Source organism: Nocardioides sp. JQ2195 (genome assembly GCF_012272695.1).
In the GTDB taxonomy this organism is placed as follows: domain Bacteria; phylum Actinomycetota; class Actinomycetes; order Propionibacteriales; family Nocardioidaceae; genus Nocardioides.
The window spans coordinates 104361-124996 of record NZ_CP050902.1; the positions used below are offsets into that span (position 1 = coordinate 104361).

Genomic DNA, 20636 nt, shown 5'->3' on the forward strand with positions numbered 1-20636 from the left:
AAGGTTAATGGTCGTTAACATCGACCCCATGGAGATGAGGGAACTGGTCGAGGACCTGCGCGCGCGCCTGTCCGCCGTACGCAACGACGGCGCCGGCGGCAGCGAGGCGTCCCGCAAGAAGCACACCGACCGCGGCAAGCTCCTGGTCCGCGAGCGCGTGGACCGGCTGCTCGACCCGGGCAGCCCGTTCCTGGAGCTCAGTGCGCTCGCCGCGACCGGGATGTACGGCGCCACCGACGATGCCGACACCGTTCCGAGCGCCGGCATCGTGACCGGTCTCGGCCAGGTCAGCGGCCGCACCTGCGTGATCATCGCCAACGACGCGACGGTCAAGGGCGGCACCTACTACCCGATGACGGTCAAGAAGCACCTGCGTGCGCAGGAGATCGCCCGCGCCAACAAGCTTCCCGTGATCGCGCTGGTCGACTCCGGCGGCGCGTTCCTGCCGATGCAGGACGACGTGTTCCCCGACAAGGAGCACTTCGGCCGGATCTTCTTCAACCAGGCCAACATGAGCGGTGAGGGCATCCCGCAGATCGCCTCGGTGATGGGCTCCTGCACCGCCGGTGGCGCCTACGTGCCGGCGATGTCCGACGAGACCGTGATCGTCAAGGACCAGGCCACCATCTTCCTCGGCGGCCCGCCGCTGGTGAAGGCAGCCACCGGCGAGGTGGTCACGGCCGAGGACCTCGGCGGCGGCGACGTGCACGCCCGCAAGTCCGGCGTGGTCGACCACCTCGCCAACGACGACGCGCACGCCCTCGCGATCGTGCGCGGCATCATGGAGACGGTGCCGAAGCCGACCGCCATCCCATGGGAGGTCATCGAGCCCGAGGAGCCCCACGAGGCCCCCGAGACGCTGTACGACGTGGTACCCAGCGACACCCGGACTCCCTACGACGTGCGCGAGGTGATCCGCCGGATCGTCGACGCCTCCCGCTTCCAGGAGTTCAAGCAGTACTACGGCGAGACCCTGGTCTGTGGCTTCGCCCGCATCTGGGGCCACCCGGTCGGCATCATCGCCAACAACGGCATCCTCTTCAGCGAGTCCAGCCTCAAGGGCGCGCACTTCATCGAGCTGTGCAACCAGCGAAGGATCCCGCTGGTGTTCCTGCAGAACATCACCGGCTTCATGGTCGGTCGCGAGTACGAGAACCGCGGCATCGCCAAGGACGGCGCCAAGCTGGTCACCGCGGTCGCGTGCTCCGTCGTCCCCAAGTTCACTGTCGTCATCGGCGGCTCGTTCGGCGCCGGCAACTACGGCATGTGCGGTCGCGCCTACGACCCGCGCTTCCTGTGGATGTGGCCGAACGCGCGCATCTCGGTGATGGGCGGCGAGCAGGCCGCGAGCGTCCTGGCCACTGTCAAGCGTGACGGCATCGAGGCCAAGGGCGGCGAGTGGTCGGCCGAGGAGGAAGAGGAGTTCAAGGAGCCGCTGCGCGAGCAGTACGAGGTCCAGGGCTCCCCCTACTACTCAACCGCCCGCCTCTGGGACGACGGCGTCATCGACCCCGCCGACACCCGGCGCGTGCTCGGGATGGGCCTGGCCGCCGCGGCGCACGCACCGGTGCCCGAGCCCAACTATGGAATCTTCAGGATGTGAGCCACGCAGCGCTTTGCGAGGAACGAGCAGAGCGCGTGGGCGTGGCCAGGTCGAGCAAGGCACACGACCGAGGAACGAGGTCGTGAATGCCGCGTCGAGACAGCAGTGAGGATCGCAGGGCAGAAGGCAGGGCAGCAACAAGCCGCAGGGCGGCAACCAGGCAAGGACAGCAACCCAAGTGAGGACCCCATGAAAACCCTCCTGATCGCCAACCGTGGCGAGATCGCCCTCCGCGTGATCCGCAGCGCCCGCGCGCTCGGCATCCGCACCGTCGCCATCCACAACGACCTCGACCAGCGCGCGCCCCACGTGCGCGAGGCCGACGTCGCCGTCCAGGTGAGCGGCTACCTCGACATCGACGCCGTGGTGCAGGCCGCCAAGGACTCCGGCGCCGACCTCGTCCACCCCGGTTACGGCTTCCTCTCCGAGCGCGCCGCCTTCGCCCGCGCTGTCGAGGAGGCCGGGCTCACGCTGGTCGGCCCGAGTGCCGAGGTGATGGACAGGATGGGCCGCAAGGACGCGGCCCGAGAGATCGCCATCGCCGCCGACGTCCCGGTGGTGCCGAGCTTCAGTGTCGACGACGACCCGGCCACGATGGCCTTCCCGGTGCTGGTCAAGGCTGCGGCCGGCGGCGGCGGCAAGGGCATGCGCATCGTCCGCAGCGCCGGGGAGTACGCCGACGCGGTGGCCGCAGCCAAGCGCGAGGCCGCCAAGTCGTTCGGCGACGACACCATGCTCGTCGAGAAGTACGTCGAGCGTGGGCGTCACATCGAGGTCCAGGTGATGGCCGACTCCCACGGCAACGTGGTGCACCTCTTCGAACGCGACTGCTCCACCCAGCGTCGCCACCAGAAGGTGCTCGAGGAGGCCCCGGCCCCGACCATCGACGAGGCCGTGCGCGCCCTGGTCACCCAGGCATCGGTCAACCTCGCCAAGCAGGTCGGCTACGTCAACGCGGGGACGGTCGAGTTCCTGCTGGACAGCGACACCCAGGAGGCCTACTTCCTGGAGATGAACACCCGCCTCCAGGTCGAGCACCCCGTCACCGAGTCGGTGGTGGCCTGCACCCCCGAGGGTGAGCGGATCGACCTCGTCGCCGTGCAGCTCGCGGTGGCGCTGGGGGAGGAGCTGCCCTTCGACCAGGACGACCTCTGGCTCGACGGCCACGCCATCGAGGCGCGGGTCTATGCGGAGGACCCCTACAACGAGTTCCTCCCGCAGGCCGGCACCGCCACCATCGTCCGCTGGCCGGTCGCTCCCTTCACGGGCACGACGGACGGCATGCGGGTCGACGCGGCCCTCGAGAGCGAGCAGGTCGTCTCGACCAGCTTCGACCCGATGCTCGGCAAGGTGATCGCGGTGGGCAAGGACCGCGAGGCCGCCCGCCGACAGCTGATCGCGGCCCTCGAGCGCACGAGCATCCTCGGCCTGACCACCAACACCGGGTTCCTCCGCGAGATCGCCGAGAGCGACGCCTTCCGCGATGCCGAGATCGACACCGCCTGGCTGGACCGCCACCCACCCACGGCCCCGAGCCCCGACGTGGCCCGCACCATCGCCGCGTGGACCGACGTCGCGGTGTCCCGGATGACCGAGCGGCCCGGCCCGCTGATGGCTGACGGGTGGCGCGACGGTGGACCGGCCGTGCCCACCCTGGTCGAGCTCGACCAGGTGGTGCGGGTCGACCGCAGCCAGAGCACGGTCGACGGGGTCACCGTCCTCGAGCGCGGGATGGCCGACCACGTGGCCCGACTGCGCATCGACGGCCACCGCGTGGAGGCCGTGGTCGACGCCCAGGAGCACGGCATCGACGTGGTCCACCGCGGCCAGCGCTTCCACTTCGTGCGCCCCGACGTCTTCGGCGACCACGGCCCGCTGGTCGGCGACGGCACCCTGCTGGCACCGATGCCCGGCACCGTGCTCGCCGTGAACGTCACCGAGGGCCAGGCGGTCAAGGAGGGCGACGTGCTCGGCACCATGGAGGCGATGAAGATGGAGCTCGCGCTCAAGGCACCGTTCGACGGCACCGTGACCGGGGTCCATCCCGCGGCCGGCGAGCAGGTGCCCCTGGGCGCCGTACTCTTCGAGGTGGAGGAAGCATGAGGCAGCCACAGGTCGAGCAGAGCCCCGCGGAGCTCCCGGAGCAGGTCACCATCTGGGAGGTCGGTCCCCGTGACGGCCTGCAAAACGAGAAGTCCGTCGTCGACCTCGAGACGAAGGCCGAGTTCATCCGACGCCTGCTCGCGGCCGGGTTGCCGATCGTCGAGGCGACCAGCTTCGTGCACCCCAGGTGGGTGCCCCAGCTGGCCGACGCCAAGGAGCTGCTCGAGAAGCTGCGCGACGAGGGTGGGCTCGACCACCACGACCTGCCGGTGCTGGTGCCGAACGAACGCGGCCTCGACCGCGCCCTCGAGCTGGGCATGAAGCACATCGCGATCTTCGGCAGTGCCACCGAGACCTTCGCCACCAAGAACCTGAACCGCAGCCTCGACGAGCAGTTCGCGATGTTCGAGCCGACCGTGAGCCGGGCGCGTGAGGCCGGCATGGACGTGCGCGCCTACGTCTCGATGTGCTTCGGCGACCCGTGGGAGGGCGACGTCCCGATCGACCAGGTGGTCAGCGTCGGCAAGCGGCTCTTCGACCTCGGCGCGAGCCAGCTCAGCCTCGGGGACACCATCGGCGTGGGCACCGCCGGCCACGTCAAGCGCCTGCTGGGCGCCTTCGGCGAGGCCGGGCTGCCCATCGAGAACCTGGCCGTCCACTTCCACGACACCTACGGCCAGGCCCTCGCCAACGCGTACGCCGCACTCGAGGCCGGCGTGACCACCTTCGACGCCAGCGCCGGCGGACTCGGCGGTTGCCCGTACGCCGAGAGCGCCACCGGCAACCTCGCCACGGAGGACCTGGTCTGGATGCTGCACGGCCTGGGCATCGAGACCGGCGTCGACCTGGAGGCGTTGGTGGGCACCAGCGTGTGGATGTCCGGCAAGCTGGGCCGTCCGAGTCCCTCGCGGGTCGTCACGGCGCTGGCTTGACCGGCAGTGCTGCTGCCAGCGCCCCATGCGGCACAATCTGGCCCATGAGCAGAACGGCCCGCAAGGTGTTCCTCCACGTGGGGGCGCCCAAGACAGGCACGACCTACGTGCAGGACCGCTTGGCACTCAACCTCCGCACCCTGGCCGAGCACGGCATCAACCTGCCCAACCGCCGGCTCTTCGCCGACCCGAACCTCTTCCACTTCCGTGCCGCCCTCGACCTGCTCGGCCAGGACTGGGGCGGGCCGCCCGGCCACGCGGCGGGAGCCTGGCCCACGATGGTCAAGCAGGTGCGCCGCCACACCGGAACGTCGATCATCAGCCACGAGATCCTCGCGCCGGCCCCCAAGGAGAAGGTCTCCCGGGTGATGAACGACCTGCAGGGTGCCGAGATCCACATCGTCTACAGCGCCCGGGACCTGGTCCGGCAGATGCCCGCGGCCTGGCAGGAGAGCGTCAAGCAGGGCCGCAAGTGGAGCTTCGAGAAGTTCCTGGTCAAGGCCGAGCGGGAGTCGGTCTGGTTCATGCGCGCCTTCGACCTCCCGACGGTGCTGTCCAACTGGTCGGCCAACCTGCTCCCCGAGAACGTGCACGTGGTGACCGTCCCGCAGCAGCGGGTCGCCGGTGACTCGCTGTGGGACCGGTTCTGCCAGGTCGTCGGCATCGACCCGGCGTGGGCGCCCCTCGAGAGTGAGCGCACGAACGCCGGGATGGGGGTCGCCGAGACCGAGCTCCTGCGGCGCCTCAACCGACGGCTCGACCGGGCCACCCGCTCCACCGGGGCCCACGAGGAGCTGATCCGGGCGATGCTGGAACGGGTCGACCTGCACAAGTCCCGCAAGGTCCAGCTCCCGCCCGAGCACTACGCGTGGACCAGGGCAGTGACCGAGCGGTGGATCGAGTGGATCGAGGGCTCGGGGGTGCGCGTGGTCGGCGACCTGGACGACCTCCGGACCGGCGAGCCTCCGGTCGACCTGGCTCCGAACCCGAACCGGGTCCGGAACAAGAAGATCACCAACGCCGCGGTGCACGCGTTGGCGGCGATGACGAACGAAGCGGCGCGCCGCCCCGATCCCTCGCGCGAGCTCGGCTCGAGGATCCGTGCCCATGCGACGCGGCTCCGCCAGCAGTGACGGTGGGAGTCGACCGAGCGGGGTCAGCCCGGGCGTGGGCCTGGGTGGACCACCTGCGTGCCGGGGGCTCGACACCGTGGTCCGACTTCGACGGCACGGCGGCAGGACGCCCTGAGGCGCTGCCGGGAGCGGCCCAGCTCGAGCTGGCCAGGCGCCTGAACCTGCTCGCCGGCGCGGCGTCGCCGCAGCAGAGCCGTCTGGTCGACCACGTCCTGGACCAAGGTGGACCGGGGCGGGGCCAGCTCGACCTGGCCCTGGTCGGGGTCGACACCGACTCCGACTTCGGGGCGCCACCGGTGGATCCGGCCCAGGTCCCCGCGTCCGAGCTGCTCCGGATCGCCGTCGGGCTGCTGGCCGACCTCGTCGTCCGCCACCCCGCTCCGCCGGCGGCGACGCAACGTCCTGCACGAATCCGCCCGTGGCGTCGCGACTACCGCCTGGCCGGCGACCCGCTGGCGGTCGATGCTCTCCGACGTTCCCTGCTCCGCGCCGGGCACCCCCCGGGCCTGCGGGCCCCGGTGGCCGCCGTGCTCGCGGACGAGCTCTGCGCGATGCTCTCCGACGTGTGGAGCTGGCGGATCCTCCAGGGCGGAACCGTCCGGTGGGCGCGTTGGCTCGACGACTGGGAGCGCCAGGACGCCCTGCCGCCACGGCTGCAGCTGCCGCGGGTCGCCGCACAGCAGGCGACGACCATCGGCCGCGCCGGGGTGCACGTCGTGGTGAACGCGGAGACTGCGTCGGTCGCCGCCCTGCTGGGTGTCCCCGCGTCTGCCGTCGAGGCGACCACACGGCTCTCACCCGATGCGGTCGAGCTCGTGCGCCAAGCGAACCTGGTGCTCCGGGTGCTGGCGCCGAAGGAGGAGCGAGCACGCATCGTCGAGACCGGGCTCGTGCCGTTGCTCGCCGACGCCCGCGGACCGCAGCGCGCGGTCCTTCCTCGCCACCTCGACTGGGTACGCCGCCAAGCCGAGGGAATGCGCAAGGAACTGACCGCTGCTGGCTATCCTGTGCGCGGGGATCTGGACGCGTTGGTCCCGCCGGAGCACGTCCCAGGGACGCGTCCCACCAGCGGCGGCGTCCTCGACGTGGCCCTGTGCACGCTGTTGAGGTTCAAGGAGAAGGCACTGTGAGTCCCAAGCGGGTGCTGCTCCACGTCGGGACACCCAAGACCGGCACGTCCTACCTGCAGGACGTGCTGTTCCGCAATCGCGGGGGGCTGGCCAAGCAGGGCGTGCTCTACCCGGCCGACCGGTTCGACGCACACTTCCTGGCCGCGCTCGACCTCATGCGCCTCCCGTGGGGAGGTCTGGAGACCGAGGCCGTCGGCGCATGGGACCGGCTCGCGGAGCAGGTGCGGGACTGGTCGGGGACGGCGATCATCAGCCACGAGATCCTGGCCACCGCCTCTCGCCCCCAGGTCAAGCGCGCGCTGAAGTCGCTGGGCCACCCCGACACCGAGATCCACGTGGTCCTCTCCACGCGCGACCTGGTCCGCCAGGTGCCGGCGGAGTGGCAGGAGAACGTCAAGCACCGGCGCACGATCAAGTACCACCGGTTCCTGGAGCAGATCCAGGATCCCCAGCGCGTGGACCGCATCGCCACCTGGTTCTGGGGAGTGCAGGAGATTCCCGACATCCTGGACCGCTGGGGATCCGCGCTCGACCCGTCCCGGGTCCACGTCGTGACGGTGCCGAAACCGGGTGCCCCGCCCGACCTGCTGTGGCAACGGTTCGCCCGGGCGTTCGACCTCGACGGCCTCGACCTCGACCTGCACGCCGAGCGCGCGAACCCGTCCATGGGGGTCCCCGAGACAGCCCTGATCCGCAGGATCAACGCGGCCACCAACGCGGAGCTGAAGCCGGCTGCCTATCGGCCGCTGGTCCGGGAGCTGCTCGCCCACCAGACCTTGTCCCGTCGGACGCGTTCGCCCCGGCTGGGCATGCCCCCCGAGGCCCGCCAGTGGGCGGACGACCTGTCCCAGGCGTGGGTCGCGGAGCTGCGCCTGCGCGGCTATGACGTGATCGGCGACCTCGACGACCTGCTCCCCGACACCCACGCCGTGGAGTTCCGCGACCCCGACCGGGCCCGGCCACGGCAGGTGAACGCGGCCGCCATCGACGCGATCAAGGCGCTGCTCCTCGAAGGTGATCGGATGCGGCGCTCCGAGGAGGAGCTGCGGGTCGAGCTGCGCGAGACCCGGATCGCTCTCGAGCGGGCCCACCTGCGGCCGACGTACCGGATGCGGGAGAAGATCGTCCGATCAGCCGAGGCCAAGGGCTGGGGACGCCGCCTGCTCGGCCTCTACCGCCGGGCGCGCGGCAGGAGCTCCTGAGCGGCGTAGCGGCCGATCCGCCACGTGGCCCAGCCGTCCGCGGTCATGCCGACGGCACCGCCGATCACCGGGACCCGACGCCCGACGGTGGTGGCCAGGCGCTTGCCGGCGACCTTGGAGACCAGCTCGGTGGCCACCTCGGTCGAGATGACCTTGTCGAGTGCCGGGTCGTGCACCGGCGCGGTGGCCAGCGCCATCGGCGTGCCCGGGACGGTCTTGCGCTTGACCAGCTTCTTGACGCTGTCCTCGCCGATCACGCACAGCAGGACCGCGTTGCGCACGCGCGGGTCACTGAGGTCGTGGCCGCGCAGCTCGGCGATGGTGGCGATCAGGCGGCACTGGATCAGCGCCAGCCCGGTGATGTTGGCAGGGATGGTGGCCGCAGCGGTGACCAGGCCGCCCAGGTTCGTGACGAACCCCTCGGCTGCGGCATAGCCGGTGTGCACCTCGATGGCCTTGCGGATCGCCTTGTCGACGTCGCCCCCGGCATCGGCGAGCTTCTTGGTGGACGACTCCCGCACCGACGGCAGTGGTCCCGCACCCTCGATCGCGCGCTTGAGTGCCTCCCGCACGAAGCCGTGGGACAGCCCCGGGGCGGCCTGCGTGATCTTCGGAGTGATGCGCCTGGCGAGACTCTGACCGATTCCCATGCCGGAAGCCTAGATGACCGGATCCGTCCGGGGCATCGTCTGGCCTACGCTGATGGACGTGCCCGTTGAACCACCGCTGACGCCGTGGGGCTTCCCCGATCCGACGGGCGTGCCCGACGACCTGATCGCGTTCGGCGCCGACCTGGCTCCGGGAACACTGTTGCTGGCCTATCGATCGGGGTTCTTCCCGATGCCCATCGACGACGAGCTGGGGTGGTGGTCGCCCCAGCGCCGGGGCGTGCTTCCCCTCGACGGCCTCCGCGTGACCAAGTCGCTGCGACGCTCGTGCCGGCGCTTCGAGATCCGGGTCGACACCGCGTTCGAGGAGGTGATCGACGCCTGCGCCGATCCCGCCAGGGACGGCGGCTGGATCGACGGCGCGATCCGTTCGGCGTACGTCGAGCTGCACCGGCTGGGCTGGGCGCACTCGGTCGAGGCCTGGCTGGACGGCGTGCTGGCCGGTGGCCTGTACGGCGTGGCGACCGGCGGCCTGTTCGCGGGGGAGTCGATGTTCCACCGGGTCACCGATGCCTCGAAGGTGGCCCTCGTGGCGCTGGTGGACCTGCTCAGCGACGGCCGACCCGACCGCCTGCTCGACGTGCAGTGGAGCACGGAGCACCTGGCGTCGCTGGGAGTCGTGGAGGTCGACCGTGGCGACTACCTCGAACGCCTGCGCGCCGCCCTGGTCACACCCCTGCCGGGTGTCTTCGGAGCATCCCAGGACGTGGACTGACCGGCCTCCCGGTGTGTGCTCTCAGGGGTGGTCAGCAAGGATGGGAGGCGATCACACGCATGCCGACACCCGAGGAGTGATCAAGATGCGACGTGCCACACTCGCCTGCGCCAGCCTGTTGCTGATGGCCGGTCTGACTGCCTGCGGCAACGACGACTCCGCCGACGACGCGAAGGACGACGCGTCCACGTCCCGGTCGGCCACCGCATCGGACTCGACCAGTGCGTCCGAGGACGACTCGCCGTCGGAGACGGACGCGACGCCGGATCCCACGGACTCCGAGTCCGCCGACTCCGACGACGGCGGTGAGGATGCGGCCTACTGCAGTGCCGTGGCCGATGCCGGCGCCGCCAGCGACGCGGGAAGCATCGAGGACCTCCGCACTGCGGTGGACGCACTCGACGAGAACCTGCCCGACGCTGCCGGTGACGAGGCCGAGGACGGCCTGGACCACCTGCAGGAGCGGCTGGGCTCGGCCCAGGACCTCCAGGAGTTCACGAAGATGGTCCAAGGGCTCAGCAAGGAGGACCAGGCCGACGTCCAGGCCTACAGCGACTTCGAGGACGCCACCTGCGCGAGCGCCGAGGCGCCGTCCGAGTCCGCTTCCTGATGGTTTGTGCGACTTGAGCACCCCTGAATCCTGAGAATTCACAGGTTCGTCGGACGAATTCTGTGTCGAGTGCTTGAAATGGCGTCCGGGTGGGAATGTAGGTGGCTGACATTCCCTAGACATGAAGAGGTGACGAGATGCGACGACTCGCACTCGTGGGCGCCAGCTTGGCCCTGCTCGGTGGCCTGACGGCCTGTGGTGGCGCCCCGGACGACGCGTCCAAGGATGACTTCTGCGATGCCGCCAAGAAGATTGACGCGTCGAGCTTCGACGACGCCAAGGACGCGGTCGAGGATCTCAACGACGTGGGCACGCCCGAAGACATCAGCGATGACGCACGCGACGGCTTCGAGTTCTTCGTCGACGAGGTCGGCGACGCCGACAGCGAGGACGACCTCCCCAAGGACGAAGACCTCTCGGATGACGAGAAGAAGCAGTCCGAGGCCTTCTTCAAGTACATCACGGAGACCTGCTCCTGAGCTGATCGCGCGAAGCGCCTGACTGCGGGGCGGCCCACCGGGCCGCCCCGCAGTTCGCTTTCGAGGGACGGATCCCGAGGATTCGGGTGGTGTCTCCTCAGAATTTCCTCAGCCTGGGGTGTAGATCCCAGCAACTCGGGCAGTAATGGAGTCGCACCGTGACTCGAACCCAGCGAAAGAGGCAGCAATGAAGCGCACGAACGTTTTCCGGACCTTGGCCAGCGCGGGCGCTGCTGTGGTCCTGATGGTCAGCCTGACCGCCTGCGGTGGCTCGCCGGACGACGCCAGCTCGGACGACTTCTGCGGGGCCATGGAAGACGTCGGCAAGTCCGGCGACGACTTCGACAAGCAGAAGGACGCGGTTGCCGAGCTCGGCGACGTCGGCACCCCCGACGGGATCAGCAAGGATGCCCGCAAGGGCTTCGAGCTGATGGTCGACGCCTACGACGACTCCAGCGACCAGGACGAGCTGGACAAGAAGGCCGACGACCTCAGCGACGACGAGGAGAAGCAGTCCGAGGCGTTCAGCAAGTACTTCCTCGACGAGTGCATGGATGACATGGGCACGGGCATGCCGTCCGAGATGCCGTCCGACCTGCCTTCGGACCTGCCGACCGACCTGCCCTCCGACCTGCCGACCGAGCTCCCGAGCGACCTGCCGACGGAGATCCCGACGGACCTCAGCGACCTGCCGAGCGAGCTGGAGAGCATGCTGTCCGAGCTGCCGTCCGAGATGCCCAGCAACTGAGCCGCTCGGCCCGGGTTCCACGTCGGAGGGGTGCTCCAGCCATCAGGGCTGGGGCACCCCTCCTCGGTGGTGCCGCTACGAAGTCCGGCGACGGATCACTTGAGGAACTTGCTGGTGCGCCGGTCGGCCAGCGGCTTGCCGCCGGTCTGGCAGGTTGCGCAGTACTGGAGGCTCGAGTCGGCGAAGGACACCTCGCGCACCACGTCACCGCACACCGGGCACTTCTCCCCGGCCTTGCCGTGGACGGCGAGGTTCGACTTCTTCTCGCCCTTGAGCTCGCTCATCGCCACGCCGTCGGCCCGGGCCACGGCGGCACCGAGGACGTCACGGATCGCGGCGTACAAGGTGGACACGTCGGCCTCGTCGAGTGAGGAGGCGGGTTTGAACGGCGACATCTTCGCCGCGTGCAGCAGCTCGTCGGAGTAGGCGTTGCCGATGCCGGCGATGGTGCCCTGGTGGCGCAGCACGCCCTTGATCTGGGACCGTCCGGCGGCGGCCAGGAGGTCGCGCAGGACGTCGATGGTGAAGTCGTCGGAGAGTGGGTCCGGGCCGAGCCGGGCAATCCCCTCCACGTCCTGCGGTGAGTGGGCGACGTAGAGCGCGAGGCTCTTCTTCGTCCCTGCCTCGGTGATGTCGAGCCCGCTGTCGTCGTCGAGCACGATGCGAACCGCGAGCGGCGAGCGGCTGCTGGGCTTGGGTGGCAGTGCCGGGACCTCGTCGCGCCAGCGCACCCAGCCGGCCCGGGCCAGGTGGAGGATCAGGTGCAGCCCGCCGCTGCTGATGTCGATGAACTTGCCGTGTCGCGTGACGCCCTCGACGAACGTGCCCTCCACCGCGCTGAGTGGGGGATCGAAGGTCTTGAGCGCGCTGAACGCGGCGATGTGGACCTTGGCGATCGCGCGGCCGTCGAGGCGCGTGGCGAGGTCGTGGCTGAGTGCTTCGACCTCCGGGAGCTCGGGCATGCGCCCCAGCGTAGTGCGCGGCGGACCGACCGACATGCAGTTGGCGCCTCCGGCGACCTCGGACACGCTCAGGTCGTGCTCGCGACCGGCCAACTGCATGTCGCAAGCGCTGCAGGTCGCACGGTCATCGATCCGGTGACAGATCCGCCGTCGAGGCGCATCATGGGTGCATGCCTCCGTCGCGGTTCGACCGGGCGGGGTCGATCCACATCGACGCCCGCGGGGGCGACCGCGCGCTGAAGGTCACGTGGCACCACGAGGCCGGCGTCGTCGTCCTGTCCCTCTGGCGGGACAACGTGTGCTCGGCGTCGTTCCGGTTGGCGATCGAGGAGGTGCCGGACCTCGTCGATGCCCTGGTGGCCGGCCTCGCCTCGGCCTACGACGAAGTTCGTGGACAGGGGCGGCCGCTGTCGGCGACGTCCTGACCCCGCGGACCTGCCGTCGCGTCGATCAGACTCGCTAGGAATGTCTACGACAAGATCTAGACATGCGGATAGTGTTCGATCGTGGACCCGATTCGCAACCCCTACGCGCCCGGCGCCGGTCAGCGCCCGCCCGAGCTCGCCGGCCGTGACGAGCAGCTGAGCGCCTTCGACGTCGTCCTCGAGCGCATCGCGCGGGGACGTCCGGAGCGCTCGCTGGTGCTCACCGGGCTGCGCGGGGTCGGCAAGACCGTGCTGCTCAACGCCCTGCGCTCGGCCGCCGTACGCCGGCACTGGGGGACCGGCAAGCTCGAGGCCAGGCCCGATCAGGGCCTGCGCCGACCGCTGTCCTCGGCCCTGCACCAGGCCGTGCGAGAGCTCGGCCACCCGCAGTCCGACGACGTCGACCACGTGCTCGGCGTGATCAAGGCCTTCGCCCAGCGCGACGCCGGCCCCAACGCCAAGCTGCGGGACCAGTGGAACCCGGGCATCGACGCACCCGCGGTGAAGGGTCGCGCCGACTCCGGCGACATCGAGATCGACCTGGTCGAGCTGTTCACCGACATCGGAGGCCTCGCCGCCGACGTCGGCAAGGGTGTCGCGGTCTTCATCGACGAGATGCAGGACCTCGGACCCGACGACGTCTCCGCGTTGTGCGCCGCCTGCCACGAGATCAGCCAGTCAGGCCTGCCGGTGATCGTCGTCGGGGCTGGGCTCCCGCACCTGCCCGCCGTGCTCTCCGCGTCGAAGTCCTACTCCGAGCGGCTCTTCCGCTATCAACGCATCGACCGGCTGGCCCGGGAGGCCGCCGACCGGGCACTCTCCGCACCCGCCGACGACGAGGACGCCTGCTTCACCGACGACGCACTCGCGGCGATGTACGCCGCGACCGGTGGCTACCCCTACTTCATCCAGGCCTACGGCAAGGCGGTCTGGGACCTGGCGCCGTCGTCACCGATCACCGAGGAGGACGTCTCCGTGGCCTCGCCCGAGGCCGAGTCGGAGCTGGCCGTCGGCTTCTTCGGCAGCCGCTTCGAGCGGGCCACCCCGGGCGAGCGCGAATACCTCCATGCGATGGCCGACGCCGCCATCGCGATCGCGGAGAAGGGCGACGAGCGGCTCGACGAGATCGGGTCGGTGCCCACCGCCGATGTCGCCGCCGTGCTCGGCAAGAAGCCGCAGTCCCTCTCCCCAGCACGCGACTCGCTGCTGAAGAAGGGCCTGATCTATTCGGGAGAGCGCGGGCGGATCGCCTTCACCGTGCCCCACTTCGGGCGCTACCTGCGCGACCACGCCTGACGCGACTGCCGTCGTCGGCGGCCCGCTCCTCACCCGCGCCGGCGTGCCACGGAGTGCATCACCAGCAGGTACGCCGCCCCGGCGACCAGTCCCCAGAAGGCCGCGCCGATCCCGGCGATCGTCATGCCCGAGGCGGCCACGACGATGGTCAGGGCACCGGCCTCGCGGTGCTCGTTGTCGCCCAGGGCTGCGCTGGCCGCGCCGGCCAGCGTGCCCAGCAGGGCGAGTCCGGCGATGGTCTCGACCAGCCCGTCCGGGGCGGCTGTGGCCAGGTCGGTGACCAGAGCCGACAGCGGGCCGAAGGCCAGGTAGGTGAAGCCGCACGAGACACCTGCGATCCACCGCCGATCAGGGTCGGGGTGGGCCTCGGGACCGGCGGCCAACGCCGCCGAGATCGCGGCCAGGTTGATCGCGTGGCCGCCGCCGACCGCCCCCACGGCCGACGCGGTGCCGGCGTACGCCAGCGGGGCCCGCATGTCCGGTCGGTAGCCGAACGAGGCCAGCACCGCGATGCCGGGGATGTTCTGCGAGGTCATCGTCACGATGAACAGCGGGACGGCAATGGCGACCTGGGCGCCGGCGTCGAAGGTGGGGGTGACCACGGTGAGCACCGGGGTCGCAGCGTCCGCGCTGGTGGAGGCGAAGACGCCGTTGACGGCCATCACCACGATCGCGGCGACGAGGGCGCCCGGCACCGCCCACCGTCGGGCCAGGGCCATCAGGGCCAGCCACGTGACCATCACGGGAGTGATCGCCGCAGGCTCGTCGACCACGGCCAGGAACGGAGCCGCGCACAAGGTGAGCAGCACTCCGGCCAGCATGCCGTTGGCGAGCGTCGGCGGAATCCGGGAGACCAGGACGCCGAGCGGGCGGATGAAACCGCACGACGCGAGCAGCACGCCGCACACCACGAACGCGCCGACCGCCGCGGCGAAGCCACCGTGGGGTACGGCGGCGGTGGCCAGCAGCGCGGCCCCGGGCGTGGACCAGGCCATCGTGATCGGCACCCGCAACCGCCACGAGAAGAGCACCGTGCCGAGGCCCATCGTCAGGCACAGGACCAGCAGGGCCGACGCGGCCTGGTCGGCCGAGGCGCCGACTGCCCGGACGCCGGTCAGCACGACGGCGAAGGAGCTGGTGAATCCGACGAACCCACAGATCACGCCGGCCAGGACCGCGTGCGTCGTACCGGCGGAGGGGGAGGTCACGACGGGCAGGCTATCGGCCGCGAAACGCGCCCGCGGTGGTCGTGGCCGGTCGCAGCGGCTAGTAGCGTGCCGGCCATGCAGGTCGTCGCGCACCGCGGTGCCAGCCACGAGATCGCCGAGCACACGCTGGGTGCCTATCTCGCCGCCATCGAGACCGGCGCCGACGGCCTCGAGTGCGACGTACGCCTGACGGCCGACGGGCACCTGGTCTGCGTGCACGACCGCAACCTCGTGCGAACGGCGAGCAACAAGGGCGTCATCTCGACGATGGACCTCGACGAGCTCGACGCCTTCGACTTCTCGTCGTGGAAGAAGCCGTGGAGCGACCTCGACGACGAGGCTCCCGACATGGATCCCGAGCTCGGCAAGGTCCTCACGATGCGCAAGCTCCTCGAGACGGTGGCCGGCGCCGATCGCCGGATCGAGGTCGCGATCGAGACCAAGCACCCCACGAGGTTCGGTGGGTTGGTCGAGCGTCGGCTGATCCAGCTCCTGGACGAATTCGGCTGGACGGGCGGGGACTCCCCGGTGCGGGTGATGAGCTTCTCGTTCACCGCCCTGCAACGAGTCGAGAGGCTGGCTCCCGAGCTTCCCATCGTGCAGCTGGTCGACAAGGCCCACCACTGGCCGATGCTGCGTCGAGTGATCCCCCGTGACTGGATCGTGGGACCCGGCATCGGTGAGCTGATCGATCATCCCGGCCTGGGTCGTCGGTTGCGTGAGGCCGGCCGGCGGGTGCACGTGTGGACGGTCAACACCGACGAGGAGCTGGCGCTGTGCCAGGAGCTCGGCGTCGAGGCGATCATCACCGACCGGCCGGCCTACATGCTGGAGCGCCTGCGCGGGTAGCCTGCCCGGCATGGGAAAGAGCTCACGCAAGAAGAACCGCGACGCCGCAGCGCCTGTCGAAGGTGCGGTCGGTCCTCGCCAGCCCTGTCCGTGTGGCTCCGGCCGTCGGTACAAGGCGTGCCACGGTGCCGCCGACGGGCCGCCGCCGGCGTTCGTCGCCCGGCCGTTCGAGGGGCTGTCGTTCGAGACCGACCTGATCGCCCTGCGCGAGCTGGTCCCTGCGGCGACCGCGCCGTTGAAGCTCAAGGACGGCGACCGTGTCGTGCGACTGTGCACGCTGCTGCCCGGCGCCGCCCCCGCGATGGTGCGCGACGACGGCGCGATCTGGTTGGGCCTGCAGGTCCAGCACAACTTCGGGGACCCGGCCCGCGACCTGGGTGCGGTGCTGCTGAAGGCGCTGGACGCCGAGGCTGGCGTGGTCGGCCTGACCGACGCTCCGGGCGACGGCCCGCGACTGCAGGACCTCGTGGTCGACGAACCCCTGGACATCACCGTCCACGACGGGTTCGGCTACTGGATCGATGACGTCGAGGAGCAGTCACCGGCGATGCTGGCCGCACTCGAGCAGGCCAACGGTGCGGTCAGCCCGACCGCCCGGCTGTCGGGTGTCGAGGCGGCCTACTGGACCAACGTGGGCCCCAAGGAGCACCTGCGCTGGGTGATGCCGGAGCCCGAGGACGACCTGCTCGACGCCCTCGCCAAGCTGCACGTGCAGGGCAAGGACGTGATCGCCGAGGGCGCCCGTCTGGTCGGCATGTTCCGGGCCCACGGACTGCTCGTCCCGGTGTGGGACCTTCCGGTGGGAACCGGTGCCGACGTGCTCGAGGAGCCGGCCCGGACCTTCGCCGCAGCCCTTGCGGAGACACTTGCTTCCGGCAAGGAACTGACGTCCGAGGAGAGGGCCGCGCGGTCCGGCCTGGCCAACCGCCAGGTCACGATTCGTTGAGTGGTAGAAATCCCAATCATCTTTTGGGTGTTTCAGTTGTAAACCGGCGCCGCGTGACGTAGTTTTCTCTTCGCCCGGTCGTTGTTGTATCCCCCGTCAACAGCGGCCGGGCTTTCACATTTCCCCGCCGCGACCGCGCCCGGCGTACGGCACTGCGCGTCAGTCGACGGTCAGCGACTCCCGCGAGATCGGGCACGACATGCAACGCGGGCCGCCGCGACCCGAGCCCACCTCGGAGCCCTCGATCTTGATGACCTCGATGCCGGCCTCCTCGAGGCGGTCGTTGGTGCCGTCGTTGCGCACGTAGGCCACCGCCACCCGCGGGGCGATGGCCAGGGTGTTGTTGCCGTCGTCCCACTGCTCGCGCTCGGCGGCGACCGGGTCGAGACCGGTGTCGATCTGGTGCAGCGTGTCGATCTCCATCGCCTTGGCCGCGGCGACCAAGAACGGCTCGGACTCGGAGACGTGGAGCTGCAGGTCGGCGTAGCTCTCCGCCTCGACCTTGTTGGAGGTGACGGTGAAGGCGCGGAGGGAGTCGGCGACGTTGGGGTACATCACGATCTTGTCGACGTCGACCATCGTGCAGACAGTGTCGAGGTGCATGGTGGCGCGCTCCTGCGCGATCGGCACGGCCAGCACCGTGTGGGCCAGGCCGGAGTGGAACACCTGCCGGGCGAGCCGCTCCACGCCGGCGGGGGTGGTCCGCTCACCGACACCGACCGCGATGACTCCCGGTGCCAGCAGCAGGACGTCGCCGCCCTCGACGTGCTCGTGGTGCCATCCGTGGATCTTGCGGGTGCCGCCGGGGGCCTCGCTGAAGCGCGGGTGCCGGTCATAGATCAGCTCGGTCAGCTGGGTCTCGCGGGCACGCGCAGGCATGGCGAGGGAGGTGATCGCGACCCGGTCCTGGATCCACACGCTCGAGTCGCGGGTGAACAGCAGGTTCGGCAGCGGGTCGATCAGGAACTCCTCCTGCGGCAACAGTGCCGTGACCAGGCCGTGCCCACCCCGCACCTCGTCGTTGCGGATGCCGGCCGTGAGGTAGCCGGTGAGCTCCTCGGGGGTGCAGTCGCGCAGCGCGGAGGCCAGGTAGGTGCGCAGGGTGTCGCCGAGGTGCAGGCCCGACAGGGCGGTCGTGATCGCGTGGTTGCGGGCGTCCTCGCTGGCCAACGTCTCGGTGAGCAGCTCGGTCAGGTAGAGCACCTCGACGCCACGGTTGCGCAGGGCCTCGGCGAACGCGTCGTGCTCCTCCTGGGCCCGGCTCACCCACGGGATCCCGTCGAACAGCAGACGGTCACTGTTGCGCGGGGTCAGCCGCTTCAGCTCCGGTCCGGGACGGTGCAGCATGACTGTCTTGAGGGTCCCGACTTCGCTGTCGGCTCCGTGCGTGAACATGTGGGCACTCTATCGGTGCGGACCGCGGCGGAGCAGCCCCCAGAATCGGGGCCGCTGCGACCCGCTGGTCGGCGTCCCTATCCTGAACCCATGCCCGGAGTCCCGCCCGCCAGATACGCCTACCTCGGCCCCGAGGGAACCTTCACGGAGCAGGCGGCTCGCTCGCTGCCCGCCGCCGACCGAGCCGAGCTGACCCCGTGCACGACGGTCACGCTCGCGCTCGATGCGGTGCGCGGGGGCGAGGCCGCGGGCGCCGTGGTACCCATCGAGAACTCGGTCGAGGGCTCGGTGCCGGTGACGTTGGACGAGCTGGCGACCGGCGACCCGCTGATGATCACCCGGGAGATGACCGTGCCGATCCAGTTCTCCCTGGTCGCGCGACCCGGCACCCGCGCCGACGACGTACGCCGGGTGGCCACGCACCCGCACGCCGCGGCGCAGACCCGGCGCTGGGTGGCCACCCACCTGCCCGGGGTCCAGGTCGTGCACGCGCCCTCGACCGCGGCGGCAGCCGCAGGCCTGGCCGACGGAACAGCCGACTGGGACGCCGCCATCAGCGCGCCGTTGTCGGCCGCGCACTACCGCCTGACTGAGCTCGCCACGCACATTGCCGACACCGCCGACGCCCAGACCCGCTTCGTGCTGGTCACGCGCCCGGGAGCACCGGCCCCGCCGACCGGCGCCGACAAGACCTCGTTGGTGGTGTTCATCCGCGACGACCACCCGGGCGCCCTGCTGGAGATCCTCGAGGAGTTCTCGCTGCGCGGGGTGAACCTGTCGCGCATCGAGTCCCGACCCACCGGGCAGGGCCTGGGTCGCTACTGCTTCTCGATCGACTGCGAGGGCCACCTCCACGAGGCCCGGGTCGGCGAGGTGCTGACCGGGCTGCACCGCACCTGCGACGACGTCCGGTTCCTCGGCTCCTACGAACGCGCCGACGGCGAGCGTACGTCGGTGCGCGCCGGCACCGCCGATGCCGACTTCGGCGAGGCGGCCAGGTGGCTGGCACGCCTCCGCGACGGCCACTGAGCCGGGCCCTGTCCTCGGCGGCCCCCGCGGTTGGGCCCCGCGGCTGGGCCCCCGCTGCCGGGCCCCTCTACTGGATCCGGGGGCGCAGAACCACTCGAGCGTGCTGAGAGATGCAGCCCGGGGGCACTAGGCTCTCGCCCATGGAGATTGCCCTTGCCTGTCTGGCGATTGTGCTGGCCGCGATCGCACTCGTCGTCTCGCTGGCCAACGCTCGCGGAGGTGGCCGACGTCGGGGTGACGGCGTCGATGCCCTGCCCGAGGACGTGCACGGGTTGCGCCAGGAGGTGGCGGCCCTGCGTCGCGAGGCAGCCGACGCCCTCAAGCACCTGGCCGTGGTGCGCTACGACGCCTTCGGCGACATGGGCGGGCACCTCAGCTGGTCGGTCGCGCTGCTCGACGACGGCGGCAACGGCGTGACGATCACCTCGATCCACGGCCGGAGCGAGGCGCGCACCTATGCCAAGAGCATCAGTGCCTGGAAGTGCGAGCAGCAGCTGTCCCCGGAGGAGGAGGAAGCGATCTCCCACGCTCGCGGCTGACGGCTGACCCCCCGCCGCCGTGCCCCACGTGGTGGGCCGGCACCACGCCCGGTCAGCGCTCAGTGAGTGGGTCGCAGGTGGAACACCCGGATCTGCCGGTCGGTCCGCTTCTCGTACTTCGCATAGTTCGGCCAGGTGCGGTTCATCACCGCCCACAGCTCATCCCGTTCGGTGCCCACGGCCTCGTGGGGCACGACGGCGTACGTCCGGCCCTCGAAGTTGACCGACGCGCTGGAGGCAGCGGCGACGTTGGCCACCCAGGCGGGTGGCTTCGGCGCTCCCCAGTTGGAGCCCGCGATCAGCCACCCGTCGTCGTGCGGGGCGCACAGCAACGGCGTACGCCGGAGCACGCCGGTCTTGGCGCCGGCGACCGTGAGCATCAGCCCGGTGAGCCCACCGAGCCTGACCAGGCCGATGCGGCCGCGGGTGACCTTCTGGACGAAGCGGTCGATGGCCACGATCTGCTGGTTGAAGCGGGGCAGCCAGGGCTGGCCGCCGAGCAGGATCGTGAGGGGCCGGATCAGCCGGGCGTAGACGTCGTACATGGCCGGCAGCCTAGTCGCGACACTTCCGCGGTGCTGGTGTCACTTCACAGGTGACCAGTCGCGTGCGAAGGGAAATGGACACCGCGTTGCTCGCCGAAAAGGGGTCGGCGGATGAGGGC

The 20636-nt window shown here is 70.4% G+C and carries 21 protein-coding genes; 16 read left to right on the forward strand and 5 right to left on the reverse strand.

Annotation, left to right across the window (positions count from 1 at the left end; translation table 11 throughout):
* Nucleotides 1-34: 34 nt before the first annotated feature.
* The 6 genes from ncot_RS00495 to ncot_RS00520 all read left to right on the forward strand — a co-directional run bounded on the left by ncot_RS00495 (nt 35) and on the right by ncot_RS00520 (nt 8103).
* Nucleotides 35-1603: a carboxyl transferase domain-containing protein gene (locus ncot_RS00495; RefSeq protein ID WP_240938208.1), complete on the forward strand. Its 1569-nt coding sequence runs from the start codon at nt 35-37 to the stop codon at nt 1601-1603.
* Between the two features lie 189 nt (nt 1604-1792).
* Entirely contained in the window at nt 1793-3706 is a 1914-nt protein-coding gene (locus tag ncot_RS00500; protein ID WP_168615834.1) for a biotin carboxylase N-terminal domain-containing protein, read from the forward strand.
* On the forward strand, nt 3703-4638 hold the full coding sequence (locus ncot_RS00505) for a hydroxymethylglutaryl-CoA lyase (protein ID WP_168615835.1): 936 nt from the start codon (nt 3703-3705) through the stop codon (nt 4636-4638). The genes ncot_RS00500 and ncot_RS00505 overlap by 4 nt, the downstream gene beginning before the upstream one ends.
* 44 nt (nt 4639-4682) lie before the next feature.
* Complete coding sequence (locus tag ncot_RS00510; RefSeq protein WP_168615836.1) at nt 4683-5771, forward strand: hypothetical protein; 1089 nt, start codon at nt 4683-4685, stop codon at nt 5769-5771.
* Between the two features lie 2 nt (nt 5772-5773).
* Entirely contained in the window at nt 5774-6901 is a 1128-nt protein-coding gene (locus ncot_RS00515) for a hypothetical protein (protein ID WP_168615837.1), read from the forward strand.
* Nucleotides 6898-8103: a hypothetical protein gene (locus ncot_RS00520; protein WP_168615838.1), complete on the forward strand. Its 1206-nt coding sequence runs from the start codon at nt 6898-6900 to the stop codon at nt 8101-8103. The genes ncot_RS00515 and ncot_RS00520 overlap by 4 nt, the downstream gene beginning before the upstream one ends.
* Here ncot_RS00520 and ncot_RS00525 read toward each other — a convergent pair.
* Nucleotides 8073-8753 (reverse strand): EcsC family protein, encoded by a 681-nt coding sequence (locus tag ncot_RS00525; protein WP_168615839.1) that lies wholly within the window; start codon nt 8751-8753, stop codon nt 8073-8075. The genes ncot_RS00520 and ncot_RS00525 overlap by 31 nt on opposite strands.
* A gap of 58 nt (nt 8754-8811) precedes the next feature.
* Here ncot_RS00525 and aat point away from each other — a divergent pair, with 58 nt between their 5' ends.
* From aat to ncot_RS00545, 4 genes are all read left to right on the forward strand, one after another.
* Nucleotides 8812-9486 (forward strand): leucyl/phenylalanyl-tRNA--protein transferase, encoded by a 675-nt coding sequence (gene aat, locus ncot_RS00530; RefSeq protein ID WP_240938000.1) that lies wholly within the window; start codon nt 8812-8814, stop codon nt 9484-9486.
* An 85-nt stretch (nt 9487-9571) separates the two neighbouring features.
* Nucleotides 9572-10096 (forward strand): hypothetical protein, encoded by a 525-nt coding sequence (locus ncot_RS00535; RefSeq protein ID WP_168615841.1) that lies wholly within the window; start codon nt 9572-9574, stop codon nt 10094-10096.
* A gap of 137 nt (nt 10097-10233) precedes the next feature.
* Nucleotides 10234-10575 carry a hypothetical protein gene (locus tag ncot_RS00540; protein WP_168615842.1) on the forward strand — a complete coding sequence of 114 codons (342 nt, stop codon included), beginning with the start codon at nt 10234-10236 and terminating at the stop codon, nt 10573-10575.
* 187 nt (nt 10576-10762) lie between these two features.
* Complete coding sequence (locus tag ncot_RS00545) at nt 10763-11323, forward strand: hypothetical protein (protein WP_168615843.1); 561 nt, start codon at nt 10763-10765, stop codon at nt 11321-11323.
* Nucleotides 11324-11418: 95 nt separating this feature from the next.
* On the opposite strand, the gene ncot_RS00550 is transcribed toward ncot_RS00545, so the two are convergent.
* The gene (locus tag ncot_RS00550; protein WP_168615844.1) at nt 11419-12285 is read right to left on the reverse strand and encodes an Fpg/Nei family DNA glycosylase; all 867 of its coding nucleotides are present in this window, start codon (nt 12283-12285) and stop codon (nt 11419-11421) included.
* Between the two features lie 170 nt (nt 12286-12455).
* Between ncot_RS00550 and ncot_RS00555 the strand changes: the two genes are divergently transcribed.
* Entirely contained in the window at nt 12456-12710 is a 255-nt protein-coding gene (locus ncot_RS00555; protein WP_168615845.1) for a hypothetical protein, read from the forward strand.
* A gap of 81 nt (nt 12711-12791) precedes the next feature.
* Nucleotides 12792-14006 carry an ATP-binding protein gene (locus ncot_RS00560; RefSeq protein WP_168615846.1) on the forward strand — a complete coding sequence of 405 codons (1215 nt, stop codon included), beginning with the start codon at nt 12792-12794 and terminating at the stop codon, nt 14004-14006.
* 29 nt (nt 14007-14035) lie between these two features.
* Here ncot_RS00560 and ncot_RS00565 read toward each other — a convergent pair whose 3' ends face one another.
* The gene (locus tag ncot_RS00565; protein ID WP_240938001.1) at nt 14036-15214 is read right to left on the reverse strand and encodes a benzoate/H(+) symporter BenE family transporter; all 1179 of its coding nucleotides are present in this window, start codon (nt 15212-15214) and stop codon (nt 14036-14038) included.
* 75 nt (nt 15215-15289) lie between these two features.
* Between ncot_RS00565 and ncot_RS00570 the strand changes: the two genes are divergently transcribed.
* Both ncot_RS00570 and ncot_RS00575 read left to right on the forward strand, forming a co-directional pair.
* A complete protein-coding gene (locus ncot_RS00570; RefSeq protein ID WP_168615847.1) occupies nt 15290-16063 on the forward strand; it encodes a glycerophosphodiester phosphodiesterase family protein in 774 nt (257 codons plus the stop codon).
* 10 nt (nt 16064-16073) lie between these two features.
* Nucleotides 16074-17009, forward strand: a complete 936-nt coding sequence (locus ncot_RS00575; RefSeq protein ID WP_168615848.1) for a DUF5926 family protein — start codon at nt 16074-16076, stop codon at nt 17007-17009.
* 159 nt (nt 17010-17168) lie between these two features.
* On the opposite strand, the gene ncot_RS00580 is transcribed toward ncot_RS00575, so the two are convergent.
* A complete protein-coding gene (locus ncot_RS00580) occupies nt 17169-18404 on the reverse strand; it encodes an arginine deiminase (protein WP_168615849.1) in 1236 nt (411 codons plus the stop codon).
* A 90-nt stretch (nt 18405-18494) separates the two neighbouring features.
* Between ncot_RS00580 and pheA the strand changes: the two genes are divergently transcribed.
* Both pheA and ncot_RS00590 read left to right on the forward strand, forming a co-directional pair.
* Entirely contained in the window at nt 18495-19433 is a 939-nt protein-coding gene (pheA, locus tag ncot_RS00585) for a prephenate dehydratase (protein ID WP_168615850.1), read from the forward strand.
* Between the two features lie 140 nt (nt 19434-19573).
* Nucleotides 19574-19972 carry a DUF4446 family protein gene (locus ncot_RS00590; protein ID WP_240938002.1) on the forward strand — a complete coding sequence of 133 codons (399 nt, stop codon included), beginning with the start codon at nt 19574-19576 and terminating at the stop codon, nt 19970-19972.
* Nucleotides 19973-20031: 59 nt separating this feature from the next.
* Here ncot_RS00590 and ncot_RS00595 read toward each other — a convergent pair whose 3' ends face one another.
* Complete coding sequence (locus tag ncot_RS00595; protein WP_168615852.1) at nt 20032-20517, reverse strand: nitroreductase/quinone reductase family protein; 486 nt, start codon at nt 20515-20517, stop codon at nt 20032-20034.
* Nucleotides 20518-20636 lie beyond the last annotated feature (119 nt).

Coding starts and splice junctions, on each gene's coding strand:
- ncot_RS00495 (WP_240938208.1), top strand. CDS start 35: ATGAGGGAACTGGTCGAGGACCTGCGCGCGCGCCTGTCCGCCGTACGC.
- ncot_RS00500 (WP_168615834.1), top strand. CDS start 1,793: ATGAAAACCCTCCTGATCGCCAACCGTGGCGAGATCGCCCTCCGCGTG.
- ncot_RS00505 (WP_168615835.1), top strand. CDS start 3,703: ATGAGGCAGCCACAGGTCGAGCAGAGCCCCGCGGAGCTCCCGGAGCAG.
- ncot_RS00510 (WP_168615836.1), top strand. CDS start 4,683: ATGAGCAGAACGGCCCGCAAGGTGTTCCTCCACGTGGGGGCGCCCAAG.
- ncot_RS00525 (WP_168615839.1), bottom strand. CDS start 8,753: ATGGGAATCGGTCAGAGTCTCGCCAGGCGCATCACTCCGAAGATCACG.
- ncot_RS00535 (WP_168615841.1), top strand. CDS start 9,572: ATGCGACGTGCCACACTCGCCTGCGCCAGCCTGTTGCTGATGGCCGGT.
- ncot_RS00540 (WP_168615842.1), top strand. CDS start 10,234: ATGCGACGACTCGCACTCGTGGGCGCCAGCTTGGCCCTGCTCGGTGGC.
- ncot_RS00545 (WP_168615843.1), top strand. CDS start 10,763: ATGAAGCGCACGAACGTTTTCCGGACCTTGGCCAGCGCGGGCGCTGCT.
- ncot_RS00550 (WP_168615844.1), bottom strand. CDS start 12,285: ATGCCCGAGCTCCCGGAGGTCGAAGCACTCAGCCACGACCTCGCCACG.
- ncot_RS00555 (WP_168615845.1), top strand. CDS start 12,456: ATGCCTCCGTCGCGGTTCGACCGGGCGGGGTCGATCCACATCGACGCC.
- ncot_RS00570 (WP_168615847.1), top strand. CDS start 15,290: ATGCAGGTCGTCGCGCACCGCGGTGCCAGCCACGAGATCGCCGAGCAC.
- ncot_RS00575 (WP_168615848.1), top strand. CDS start 16,074: ATGGGAAAGAGCTCACGCAAGAAGAACCGCGACGCCGCAGCGCCTGTC.
- ncot_RS00580 (WP_168615849.1), bottom strand. CDS start 18,404: ATGTTCACGCACGGAGCCGACAGCGAAGTCGGGACCCTCAAGACAGTC.
- pheA (WP_168615850.1), top strand. CDS start 18,495: ATGCCCGGAGTCCCGCCCGCCAGATACGCCTACCTCGGCCCCGAGGGA.
- ncot_RS00590 (WP_240938002.1), top strand. CDS start 19,574: ATGGAGATTGCCCTTGCCTGTCTGGCGATTGTGCTGGCCGCGATCGCA.
- ncot_RS00595 (WP_168615852.1), bottom strand. CDS start 20,517: ATGTACGACGTCTACGCCCGGCTGATCCGGCCCCTCACGATCCTGCTC.